Annotated in this window: 8 protein-coding genes; 5 read left to right on the top strand and 3 right to left on the bottom strand. The window is 57.6% G+C overall.

The window, feature by feature from the left end; genetic code table 11:
• Window positions 1-238 precede the first annotated feature (238 nt).
• The 5 genes from HZU72_RS20830 to HZU72_RS20810 all read left to right on the top strand — a co-directional run bounded on the left by HZU72_RS20830 (window position 239) and on the right by HZU72_RS20810 (window position 9,838).
• Window positions 239-1,486 (top strand): dicarboxylate/amino acid:cation symporter, encoded by a 1,248-nt coding sequence (locus HZU72_RS20830; protein ID WP_180095560.1) that lies wholly within the window; start codon window positions 239-241, stop codon window positions 1,484-1,486.
• Window positions 1,487-1,641: 155 nt separating this feature from the next.
• Window positions 1,642-2,232 carry a DUF4202 domain-containing protein gene (locus HZU72_RS20825; RefSeq protein WP_180095559.1) on the top strand — a complete coding sequence of 197 codons (591 nt, stop codon included), beginning with the start codon at window positions 1,642-1,644 and terminating at the stop codon, window positions 2,230-2,232.
• A 102-nt stretch (window positions 2,233-2,334) separates the two neighbouring features.
• On the top strand, window positions 2,335-5,511 hold the full coding sequence (gene ydiJ / locus HZU72_RS20820) for a D-2-hydroxyglutarate dehydrogenase YdiJ (protein ID WP_180095557.1): 3,177 nt from the start codon (window positions 2,335-2,337) through the stop codon (window positions 5,509-5,511).
• A 104-nt stretch (window positions 5,512-5,615) separates the two neighbouring features.
• On the top strand, window positions 5,616-6,677 hold the full coding sequence (locus tag HZU72_RS20815; RefSeq protein WP_235976198.1) for an efflux RND transporter periplasmic adaptor subunit: 1,062 nt from the start codon (window positions 5,616-5,618) through the stop codon (window positions 6,675-6,677).
• 17 nt (window positions 6,678-6,694) lie between these two features.
• A complete protein-coding gene (locus HZU72_RS20810) occupies window positions 6,695-9,838 on the top strand; it encodes an efflux RND transporter permease subunit (RefSeq protein ID WP_180095555.1) in 3,144 nt (1,047 codons plus the stop codon).
• 7 nt (window positions 9,839-9,845) lie between these two features.
• Here HZU72_RS20810 and trpC read toward each other — a convergent pair whose 3' ends face one another.
• From trpC to HZU72_RS20795, 3 genes are read right to left on the bottom strand one after another with little or no spacing between them, the layout of a single operon-like run.
• Window positions 9,846-10,649 carry an indole-3-glycerol phosphate synthase TrpC gene (gene trpC / locus HZU72_RS20805; protein WP_180095553.1) on the bottom strand — a complete coding sequence of 268 codons (804 nt, stop codon included), beginning with the start codon at window positions 10,647-10,649 and terminating at the stop codon, window positions 9,846-9,848.
• A gap of 38 nt (window positions 10,650-10,687) precedes the next feature.
• On the bottom strand, window positions 10,688-11,707 hold the full coding sequence (gene trpD / locus HZU72_RS20800) for an anthranilate phosphoribosyltransferase (protein ID WP_180095551.1): 1,020 nt from the start codon (window positions 11,705-11,707) through the stop codon (window positions 10,688-10,690).
• Window positions 11,708-11,744: 37 nt separating this feature from the next.
• Window positions 11,745-12,380, bottom strand: a complete 636-nt coding sequence (locus HZU72_RS20795; protein WP_180095549.1) for an anthranilate synthase component II — start codon at window positions 12,378-12,380, stop codon at window positions 11,745-11,747.
• Between the last annotated feature and the right edge of the window lie 180 nt (window positions 12,381-12,560).

The following is a 12,560-nucleotide window of genomic DNA, read 5'->3' as shown; positions in this document are numbered from 1 at the left end:
CCCATTGGGTAAGCCTACGGCGCACCCGCGAATGCAGCGCATAGCGCTGCTAGAAGGTAGCGGCACGTAATAAGTTTGCACTATCGCTAAGCAAGGTTCAGTTATCGAATCGACTGTATGTGCTATGACCACTCGGCATACCCATCCCAACCCATTAGCCAAAAGTGATAGAGTGCCCCCGATTCGTCTGGCGAATCGATAAATAATAGGTTTTAACACTTTTGACAGGAGAAGCGCAGTGCAGGAGACAGCACAGCAAGGAAAGTTTGCCTGGTGGCGACGAATTGCCCTATGGAAGAAGATTCTCGCTGGCTTGGCGTTGGGTATTTTGGCAGGTGCGCTGTTAGGTGACACCGCCAGCGTGTTTAAACCGCTGGGCGATATTTTTATTAACGCCATTATGATGCTCATTGTGCCACTAGTGTTCTCCACTCTGGTGGTGGGGATTACCTCTATGCGCGACCCCCAGAAAATGGGTCGTATTGGCGCGCGTACCATTACACTCTATTTGGTCACCACCGCCTTTGCGATCTCGATCGGTATGGTACTTTCCACCCTGCTGCAGCCGGGCGTGGGCGTTGATTTAAGTTTTGACTCTGAAGTGGCCGCTAACGAAGCGCCATCGCTGGTCTCTATCCTGGTTAACTTAGTACCGCGTAACCCGCTGGACGCCCTGGCCAACGGCAACATTATGCAGATCATTGTGTTTGCCATTGGTTTGGGTATTTCGCTGACGTTGATCGGCGATAAAGGCGAGCCGGTCATGAAGGTCTTCGATAGCTTTGCCGAGGCAATGTACAAGCTCACCGGCATTGTGATGGCGTTTGCGCCCTTCGGTGTATTTGGCTTAATCGCCCACGTCTCCGGACAGTACGGTTTAGAAATATTGCTGCCGCTGGCCAAGTTGATTGGCGTGGCGTACTTGGCCAGCATTCTTCACGTGCTAGTGATCTACTCGGGCTTGATCTCGCTATTGGGGCGGCTAAACCCCATGCGCTATTTGCAGGGCAGCCTGGACGCTATTGTAGTGGCGTTCTCGTCGGCGTCTTCTGCAGGCACCCTGCCAGTATCTATACGTTGTGCGCAGAAAAACCTGGGCGTTTCCGAGGGGGTATCCGGGTTTGTGCTGCCCGTGGGCGCCACCATTAACATGGACGGTACCGCGCTTTACCAGGGCGTGGTGGTGCTATTCATCGCCCAAATGACCGGCACTGATTTGAGCATGATGGATTACGGCATGATCGTTGCCACCGGCACGCTGGCTTCCATTGGCACGGCGGGCGTACCGGGCGCGGGCTTGATTATGCTCTCGATTGTCATGGCACAGGTTGGCCTGCCGCTGGAAGCCATCGCTGTGGTCGCAGGGATTGATCGTATCCTTGATATGGCACGCACCAGCGTCAACGTCGCCGGTGATTTAATGGTGACAACCCTGGTAGGTAAAAGCGAGGGTGAGCTCAACGAAGAGATCTACAACCGCCGCTGATCCTGGCGCTACTATTTAGCTATATTCGATGCCCGCTGTGCTTAGCAGCGGGCTCTGCGCGCTCCCTTCATAGCCTTCCCCTGCCATACAGCAGTTGTGATTCGCACGGTTTCTCGGCAACCTATTAGCATCATTTCTAGACGAGCAACGCAGCTATGCCCACCGCTTTTGATCAAACGCTCGACGCCATCGATGCCCTGCATGCTGAGGATCCACGCTCCACGACGCTTGCCGACGGCACGTCCATGCCCCAGGAACTGGCCTATGCTCAGCGCATGAGCGACTGGCTAGACCGCGTGCATGACAACCCAGATGAGGTGCTGCGCTTAGCCGTACGCGCCCAGCACTTACAGCGCTGGTTAGTGCCGCGTGAGGAGTACCCCGAAGGGCGCGTAGGCTACTTAACCTGGCGGCGCGACCAGGGCAAGCGCGCAGGCGATACCACCGCTCAGCTAATGCGCGACGCAGGCTATGCAGACGAAGATGCCATCCGAGCCGCAACGATAATCGGCAAGAAAGGCCTGGGTCGCGATCCCGATGTACAAGCGCTGGAAGATTGCGCCTGCCTGGTATTTCTAGAGAACTACTTTGCCGATTTCTCGCGCAAGATCGAGCACGACCATATGGTGCGCATTGTGCAGATGACCTGGCGCAAAATGTCACCCCGCGCCCATGCACTAGCCTTGAAGCTACCGATGTCGAATGCCTCATTAGCGCTGGTAAAAGAGGCCCTGGGAGCAGAGTAAGATGCAGTGTAAAGCGCGACAGTGAGATGCAGCGGGGCAGCCGCTGCGGTAAAGTAACGGTCTTCTTTTAATGCGCCCCCGGCACTGACGGCTTGATCAACTATGATTGCATCCTTGGACACCCGTACCGCCCCGTTCGCACGCTTGGGCAATGAGTATGTACGTTTTTTACAGGCTCTTAAAACGCGCGGTTTTGAAGGCGAAATCGCCCCCGACTATGCCAACCGTACGGTGCTGGCAACGGATAACTCGATTTACCAGCGCCTGCCCCAGGCGGCGGTCTACCCCAAGCATGCCGAAGACCTAGAGCGCCTTACCCGGCTGGCCGCGCAAACCACTCATCGCAGCATTGTATTAACGCCCAGAGGCGGCGGCACCGGCACCAACGGCCAGTCACTCACCGATGGCATCGTGGTGGATGTCTCCCGCCATATGAATCAGATCCTAGAGATCGATGTGGACGCGCGGCGGGTGCGCGTTCAGGCGGGCGTGGTAAAGGATCAATTAAACGCCGCGCTCAAACCCCATGGGCTGTTTTTCGCCCCGGAGCTTTCGACCTCCAACCGCGCCACCATAGGCGGCATGATCTCTACCGATGCCAGCGGCCAGGGCAGCTGCGAATACGGCAAAACCCGTGATCACGTGCTGGAGCTCGATACTATTCTGATCGGTGGAAAGCACCTTCACAGCCGCGCTTTAACATCGGAAGAAGAGCAGGCGGAGTGCCTGCTGGAAGGCATTCTTGGCCGCGTACATACCACCGCCGCCGAGATTATCGACCAGCAGCACGACTTGATTGCAGCCAAGTTCCCGCCGCTCAACCGCTGCTTGACCGGTTACGATTTAGCCCACCTGCGCGACGACGAGGGGCAGCTCAACCTCAACAGCCTGCTGTGCGGCTCGGAAGGTTCGCTGGGCTTTCTGAACGAAGCGGTGTTGAATGTGCTGCCGATTCCCAAGCACTCCACTCTGGTCAATGTGCGCTACACCAGTTTTATGGATGCGTTGCGGGATGCCAAAGCGCTGATGGCCGCTAGCACTTCACAACCCCAGCCGCAGGCGCTACAACCCCAGCCGCAGGCGCTGCGCCCTACTTCCATAGAGACCATCGACGACACCGTGCTGCAGTTGGCCATGGAGGACTTCGTCTGGGACAGCGTGGCGGAGTTCTTCCCGGCGACCGCTAACACGGCGATTCGTGGCATTAACCTGATCGAATTTAATGACGATGATGAGAGCGCCCTCGCCGAGCGGGTGCGCGCTTTCACCGAGCACTTAAGCCAAGACACCACCGTAGAGCGGCTGGGTTACACCCTGGCAGAGGGGCGTGGGCAGATCCAGAAAGTCTACGCCATGCGCAAGCGCTCGGTGGGTTTACTCGGTAATGTGCAGGGCGAGAAACGGCCCATTCCGTTTGTGGAAGATACCGCCGTACCGCCGGAGCACTTGGCGGACTATATCGCCGAGTTCCGCGCCGCGCTGGATGCCCGAGGCCTCGCCTACGGAATGTTTGGCCATGTAGACGCCGGTGTACTGCACGTGCGCCCCGCCATCGATATGAAGGATCCCGAACAGGAAAAACTGATTCGCGCGGTGTCCGATGAAGTGGCGGCGCTTACCCAGAAATATGGTGGCCTGCTGTGGGGCGAACACGGTAAGGGCGTGCGCTCGGAGTACTCACCTAAATTCTTTGGCGAACTCTACCCCAGCCTACAGCGGGTAAAAGCCGCCTTCGACCCCTATAACCAACTTAACCCTGGCAAGATCGCCTCGCCTCTCTCTAACCCGCCCAGGGCCGCGGGTAAGCCTCAAAGCAACGAGCTAATCGCCAAGGATAGCGACCCCGATCTGTTGACGGTCGATGGCGTGCCCATGCGCGGTCAGTTTGACCGCACCATCGACGAGCGTGCCTGGCAAGCCTATGACGCTGCGGTGTACTGCAACGGCAACGGAGCCTGTTACAACTACGACCTCGATGACCCCATGTGCCCCTCCTGGAAGGCGACGCGTGATCGCCGCCACTCGCCCAAAGGCCGCGCCAGCCTGATCCGCGAATGGCTGCGCCTGCAGACCCAGGCGGGAATCGATGTTGTTGAGGAGTCGCGTAAGAAGAAAGCCGAAGGCGGCTGGGGCTTTATTAAACGCTTTCCGCTGCGGGCAGCGAACACTCTCAGCCGCAAGCAGCACCACGACTACTCCCATGAAGTTTATGATGCCATGGCGGGTTGCCTGGCGTGTAAGTCCTGCGCGAGTCAGTGCCCGATCAAGGTCAACGTTCCCCAGTTCCGCTCGCAGTTCTTGGAGGTCTACCACGGCCGCTACCTGCGCCCGATTCGCGATTACGTGATTGGCGGCACTGAGTTTATGCTGCCTACCCTGGCCAAAGCCGCACCGCTGTATAACGCCGTGATTGGCCAGCGCTGGGTAGAGCAACTAATGCGCCGCACCTTGGGCATGAGCGATTCACCAGCGCTTTCGCGGGCCAGTGTTAAAAAGCAGTTGAACGCCTGGGGCGTCGCCGAGGCAACACCGCTCTCACTGGCCCTGTTAACCGATCAACAGCGCGCCAACAGCGTGATTATTGTTCAGGACGCCTTCACCACCCACTTTGAAGCCAAGCTGGTGATGGACGTGGTGGAACTGCTATCACGCCTCAATCTACGCGTGTTCGTGATGCCCTATTCGGTTAACGGCAAACCGCTCCAGGTGCAGGGCTTTCTGGGCGCCTTCGAGCGCACCGCCGCCAAACAGGCCGAACGGCTACGCACCCTGGCCCGCTTTGATATCCCCATGGTGGGCATTGATCCGGCGATGACGCTCACCTATCGCCAAGAGTACGTCAAAGCGTTAGGCAATGAAGCCGTACCTGAGGTGCTGATGCTGCAGGAGTGGCTGGCGACCCGTATAAACACGCTAGCGCCCAACCAGTTCAAGCCAACCGACCCAGGCTTTAAGCTGCTCTCCCACTGCACCGAGAAAACCAACGCGCCAGGTAGCCCTAAAGCATGGCAGCAAGTGTTCGCGGCCTTTGGGTTAGAGCTTGAGCTGATGGCCACCGGCTGCTGCGGCATGTCGGGCACCTACGGTCATGAAACCCGCAACACCACCACATCCAAAACTATCTACGCCCAGTCGTGGCAGCCCCAGGTGGAGGCAGTGGAGAACGCAGGCAAACTATTAGCCACGGGCTATTCCTGCCGCAGCCAGGTAAAACGCTACTCTGAACAAGTTCTGCTACATCCTTTGCAGGCGCTACTCGTTGCCCTAAAGCGCAGCTAAAGTTTGTACAAACACTAAAGCTTGTATAACGTTGAGAGAGCTAACAGCGTGCGGTGCAGAAAGCTGTCACGCTGTTTATTGACTGTTATTTTTCAGGAGCTGCCTTGTTATCTCTACTTCCCTCCCTGACTCGCCTAGGCGCAAGCGCTGTTTTAACCCTGAGTATGGGGGCCATGGCTGTCGCTCAGGAAAACCGTGTTGAGACGCAGGTGGTGGCCGACTCTCCACGGATAGAGGTGCTGCCGTTGACCGGCAGCGTTAGCGCCCCACGCACCTCGCTGCTATCGAGTACTGAAGCAGGCCAGGTCAGCGAGCTCACGGTTGAGATGGGCGACACCGTCACTCAAGGCCAGCCTCTTTTATCGCTTGATACCCGCGATATTAGCCTGGAAAGTCAGCGCGCCCGCGCCGATCTATCCCAAGCCGAAGCCGAGCGAGACGAAGCGCAACGCTTGGTGAGGGAAGCCAACCAGCTCTCAGCGCAGAACTTTGCCGCCAGTGAACGCCGCCAGCGTGAAAGCGCTTTAGCAGCGGCCCAGGCCACCCTTGAAGCGCGCCGAGCGGATTACGAGCTGGCCCAGCTACAGCTTGAGCGTCACCAGATACGCGCGCCCTTTGACGGCATGGTCACCCACCGGGAGAGCAATGTCGGTGAATGGGTCAACCCCGGTGACACCCTGCTCACCCTGGTCGATTTAGCCTCACTTCGTTTAGATTTCTCGGTGCCGCTCTCTGCCTACCAACGCTTTGAAGGCTCTCAATTAGAGGTTCGCTTAGAAGGCAGCGATCGTTGGCACCCGGCGCGCACCCTCGCGCGTATTCCCCTCGATGCCAGTTCAAGGCAGTTTCTGCTTCGTGCGGCGCCGGAAACGCCACTGGAGATGCTGCCGGGTATGGCCGTGGAAGGCCGTTTGCAACTTAACGGCGAAAGCGGCCCCAGCGTGCCGCGGGATGCACTCGTTCGACGCCCGGATGGCAGCGTCAGCGTTTGGCTAGCTCGCCAGAGCGATGATACTTGGCAGGCGTTCGAACAGCGGGTTGAGATCGGCGACAGCTACCAAGGAAAGGTCGCCGTTAATGTGGGCCTATCAGCAGGAGACCGCGTTATCGTCGTCGGTAATGAGCGGCTTGAAGAGGGGCAAACCGTGTCCCTGAGCGACGACTAAAGGAGCCCGCCCCACCTATGTTTGCCGCCATTATTCGTCACGGCATCTTGGTTAGCGTTATTACGCTGATCCTGTTGATTCTGGGTATCGCCGCCATCTGGCGCATCCCTGTACAGATGATTCCCGACCTGGAAACCCGCGTGGTGGGTATCGAGACCCAATGGCCGGGAGCGACGCCGCAGGATATTGAAAAGGATATCCTGATCGAGCAGGAGGAGTTCCTGCGTAATGTGCCCAACCTCCAGCGCATGGAGTCCACCGCCAGCAGCGGTAGCGCCGAAATCGAGCTGGAGTTCCCGTTTGGCGTCGATCTCACCGAAACCTTGATTCGGGTTAACAACGCGCTCAGCCAGGTGCCCTCCTACCCCAACAACGTCGACCAGCCGCGCATCGTCGCCAACTCCTTTTCCGCCAACGCCTTCATGTACTTTAACGTTGGCCCTCGGGAGGGCAACCCGCGCCAGCTTGATATGCCCGCCATGCGCGACTACCTGGAAGTTAACGTCCGTCCGCGCCTGGAGAGCGTTGCCGGCGTATCGGAAGTCACGGTTTCCGGTGGTGCAGAGCGACAAATGCAGCTGCTGATCGACCCCGAAGCGCTAGCCGCCCGTGAACTGAGTATCGCTGATATTCAGGCCGCCCTTCAGGCCCGCAATCAGGATGTCTCCGGTGGCAACCTAGAGAGCGGCAAACGCCGCTACCTGCTGCGCACCGTGGGCCGCTTTGAGGATGTTGAGAGCCTTGAAGCGTTGATTCTCATCCGCGACGGCGACGCGGTTACCCGGCTGAGCGATGTTGCCGTGATGCGCCAATCCTACGCCGAACTCACCTCCCGTGCTTACAGCTCAGATGGACAGCCGGTACTGAGCGTGCAGGTGCGCCGTGAACCGGGCGCCAATGTGATCGATATCAAGCGCGCCATGCTCGACGAAGTCGCGGCGCTTAATGAAGGTCTGCTAGCCGAGCAGGGCATGCGCATGACCCTCTCCAGCGACGACGTGCGCTACGTGGAGTCATCGATTGCCAATGTCTGGGTCAACCTGGGCCTGGGTGCGCTGTTTGCTACTCTGGTGATGTATGCCTTCCTGCGCTCTGCCCGCGCCACCCTGGCCGGGGTCATCGGCATTCCTATCTGCACCATCGCCGCCTTTCTAGGTCTGCTGCTGGCAGGGCGCACGCTCAACGTCATTTCGCTGGCGGGTGTTGCTTTCGCCATTGGCATGACGATAGACAACACCATCGTGGTGCTGGAGAGCATTGAGACCCAGCGCCGCCGAGGCTTGGCGCGCTTTGAAGCGGCTCTTGAGGGCGTTAAGCAAGTATGGCCTGCAGTGCTCGCTTCAACGCTGACCACTATTTTAGTCTTTGTGCCCATCTTCTTTATTCAGCAAGAAGCCGGGCAGCTCTACTCCGATATTGCGGTGGCCATCTCAACCTCGATTATTGTCTCCATGGTGGTCGCCATTACCGTTATTCCCACCCTGGGCGCGCATATCGATTTTCGCGGCAAGGAAAGCACTTCAAAGTCATCGCCACGCTGGATACGCGGCTGCCTGTGGGTGGTTGATGGCATGATTCGCACCACTTCCCGGCGCTTTCTCGCCATCGTACTGGGCATCTTGGGGGGTATCGGTATTTTTGCCTGGCTGACGCCCCCGGCGGAGTACCTGCCCGAAGGCGAAGAAGCCAAAACCTTTGCCAGCATGAACGCACCGGCGAGTTACAACCTAGCTACCATGGATGCGATTGCCCAAACCCTGCAACAGGAGTTGGAGCACCATGTGGGCGCTGAGCCGGAGCGCTTCGAGCGCGGCGACACCGACATCCCGCCGATTCGCACCATGGGCATTCAAGCCGAAGCTCAAAGCCTGCGGATCATTGCAGAAACCATCGACCCCAGCCATATTGAAGCCTTGATGGACGCCCTCACCCAGCGCTTTGAAAGGTACCCGGATATGCGCGCCTTTGCCGCCCGTGGCTCGATTATCTCCAGCAACGACGGCGGAACGCGCAGCATCACGCTGGATATTGCCGGCAACGATCTAAACGAACTCTACACCACCGCCAATGCGATTTATCAGCGCGCCGCGACAGTGTTCGACAACCCACGCATTCAGTCGCGGCCCTCCGCCCTGGAGCTCGGCCAGCCGCTGATCGAGGTATATCCCAATTGGGAGCGCGCGGCAGAAGTCGGCCTGGATACCAGCGAATTGGGCACCACCGTCGCGGTGCTCACCAACGGCGCCTACCTGGATGACTTCTATCTCGACGACGAGAAAATCGACCTTTACGGCTACGGCCCCGAGGCAGGCGATATAGACCTGGATGCCCTCGCCACCCTACCTATCCATACGCCCTCAGGGGTAAGCGTTCCGCTCAATACCCTCGCCGAAATTCGCGAGACGGTGGGTACGGCTACGCTACGCCGGGTAGATGGTCGCCGCAGTGTTACGCTAGACGTCATCCCACCTCGCAGCGTGGCGCTGGAAGCCGGTATCGAGCGTATGCAGCGCGAGGTGATTGAACCACTGCGAAATGAGGGCGCAATCCCTGCCAACATTAACGTCAGCGTGACCGGCGCGGGGGATCAGTTAGACGCCACACGCCAAGCGCTTACCGGCAATGCATTAATTGCATTAGCTATTGTGTATCTGCTGCTGGTGGCAATTTTTGCCCACTGGGGTTATCCGCTGCTTATCCTCGCCACTATTCCATTAGGCGCCGCTGGGGGAATTGTGGGGCTATGGCTAATGAATACCGTGGGAGCTCAGCTGCCAAAAATTGGCTTAAATGCCATCAGCCAGCCGTTTGATATGATCACCATGCTGGGCTTTTTGATTCTGATGGGGACAGTGGTTAACAACCCGATATTGGTTGTTCATCAGGCGAGAGAGAATCTGCGCACGGCGAGCATGGGGGTTCGTGAAGCCGTTCAAGAGGCGGTGGAGAGCCGTTTAAGGCCTATCGCCATGACGACTCTCACTACCCTTTGCGGCCTTTCGCCGCTGGTGTTTCTGCCTGGAGAAGGCACCGAGCTTTACCGCGGCGTTGGGGCCATTGTGCTATTCGGGCTGCTCGGCACGGCGATCGTCACTGTCACCTTCTTGCCAGCGCTTACCGTTGCCGTGCTGAGTTGGAAAACCAAAAGGCAAGCTGCCTAAACGTTGTCTAAAAGAAGAGCCGTTTAAGTGCCAACCCTGGATCACTTTCGCGCATAAAGGCTTCGCCAACCAAAAAACCATTAACGTTATGGTCGCGCATTAGCTCAACGTCATCGCGGGTATGAATACCCGACTCGGTAATCACCGTAACACCCTCTGGAATGCGCGGCAGCAGATCCAGGGTGGTATTCAGGCTGGTTTCAAAGGTATGCAGATTACGGTTGTTGATGCCGACCAGCTTTAGATCCAGCGCCAGCGCACGCTCAAGCTCGTTGGCGTCGTGCACCTCGACCAGCACATCCATACCCAACTGAATGGCCTGCTGATGCAGGTCGCGCAGCTGTGCATCGTCCAAGGCGGCAACAATCAGCAGAATACAGTCCGAACCAATCGCCCGCGCTTCACAGACCTGGTAGCCATGGGTGATAAAGTCCTTGCGAATCACCGGCAATGTGCAGACGTCCCGAGCGGCAATTAGATAGTCTTCATGGCCTTGGAAAAAATCGGCGTCGGTAAGCACGGAGAGACAGGCAGCGCCGCCCTGGGCGTAGCTTTTGGCGATATCCGAGGGGTGAAATTCTTCGCGAATAACGCCTTTTGAAGGTGAGGCTTTTTTCACCTCGGCGATAATCGCCGGATCACCTGTTGCGATGCACGTATTAAGCGCCTCAATAAAGCCACGCGGGGAGCTCTGCTGCTCTCCTAACGCGAGCAAATCCGCCTCTGAAACAGCCTGACGGCGCTCAGCCACTTCTTGGTCTTTGCGAGCAAGAATACGCGTTAAAATAGTCGGCGTTGCCTGTTGGGTCATGTTGATCTCTTCTTATTTAAGAACTTACGCTGAAAAACTTATTGCTTAAACACGCTGGTGAAGTGAGAAAGCTCTCTAAGCTTCTCGAGCGGCAGTTTAGACGCTTGCGCGTCCTGGGCTACCATCACACCCTCTTTTAACGTATCCGCGACGCCCGAACAGTAGAGCGCGGCCCCTGCATTTAGCGCGACCATATCGGCAGCGGCACCTTCACCGGAAAGCGCGGCCTTGACCAAACGCAGGCTGTCTTCGGCGCTGGCGGCTTTCAGCGTTGCCAGGCTCTGGCGCTCTATACCCAGCTCTTCAGGCGTAATGGTGTACTGGATAATCTCACCCTCTTTTAGCTCGGCTACCAAGGTGGGGCTGGCCAGAGATATCTCATCCAGGCCATCCTCGGAGTGAACGACCATCACGTGGCGGCTGCCCAAGGTTCTCAACACTTCCGCCATTAATGGCACTAACGCTGGGGCGTAAACACCAAGTACTTGATTGGGAGCACCAGCAGGATTGGTCAACGGGCCCAAAATATTAAACAGCGTGCGCACGCCCATTTCACGACGCGGGCCAATGGCATAGCGCATGGCCGGATGATGGTTGGGCGCAAACATAAAGCCTACACCCACCTGCTCGATACAGCGCGCTACCTGGTCAGGCTTAAGATCCAGGTAGATACCCGCCACATCAAACAGGTCCGCACTGCCCGATGAAGACGAAACGCTTCGGTTGCCATGTTTGGCCACATGGGCACCAGCGGCAGCGGCGACAAAACTGGCGGCGGTGGAAACGTTAAACAGGTTGGCGCCGTCGCCACCGGTGCCGACAATATCGACAACGTTTTCAGCATGCAGCTCAACGCGCTTCATCAGCTCGCGCATTACCTGGGCGGCAGCGCTGATTTCAACGGCACTTTCGCCCTTCATGGCAAGGCCTACCAGCAGGCCACCAATTTGCGCATCGCTTGCATCGCCGGTCATGATCTGACGCATCAAAGCGTGCATGGCATCGAAAGAAAGGTCTTCGCGGCGCATCACCGCATTAATCGCATCTCGCATTTGCATGAGCAGAGGGGCCCCTAAAAGCGTGTGAAACCGGCCATTAGCCGCGTTTTAAAAAGTTGGCCAACAGCTCATGGCCTTGGCGGGTAAGAATCGACTCGGGGTGAAACTGCACCCCTTCAATATCCAGCTCGCGGTGACGAAACCCCATGACTAAACCGGGGGTTACGTCGTCATCGCCTGTCCAGGCAGTGATTTGTAAACAGTCGGGCAGGCTCGCTTTATCGACCACCAGGGAGTGATAGCGGGTAACCTCAACCGGGTTATCCAGTCCTTCAAACACGCCTTGGTTAGCGTGATGCACGGCAGAAGTTTTGCCGTGCATCACCTGCGGCGCGCGCACAACCTTGCCACCATACACTTGGCCAATCGCCTGATGGCCCAGGCAGACGCCTAAAATAGGCAGCTTGCCTGCAAAGTGTTTGATGGCAGCCATGGAAATGCCCGCTACATTGGGGGTGCAGGGCCCAGGTGACACCACCAGGTGCGTCGGCGCCAGCGTTTCGATCTGCTCAATGGTGATATCGTCATTGAGGTGAGTGTTCACCTGCGCTCCAAGCTCACCCAGGTACTGGACAATGTTGAACGTGAAGCTGTCGTAATTATCGATCATCACCACTTTCGGCACTGACTGTTCCTGTGCTGGCTGTTTGTGCACCGACTGAGCTTGCGCCATTGCCCCACTTACTCCATTGCGTCAGTTCGACCAGGGATAAAACCACTAATAAGGTGATGATACCGCAACCGAGCACTCCCTTGCAGGGGTTAAGTGTCACCCAGGCCCCCCTTTAGACCAACAGCACTAGTGCGATAGATCACAGCCTTGGGGAGGGCCATGGCGACGCCGCAAAGAAGA

Source organism: Vreelandella sedimenti, assembly GCF_013416325.1.
Classification (GTDB): Bacteria; Pseudomonadota; Gammaproteobacteria; order Pseudomonadales; family Halomonadaceae; genus Vreelandella; species Vreelandella sedimenti.
Note: the sequence above shows the minus strand (reverse complement) of the source record. Positions and strands in the feature narration are given on the sequence as shown.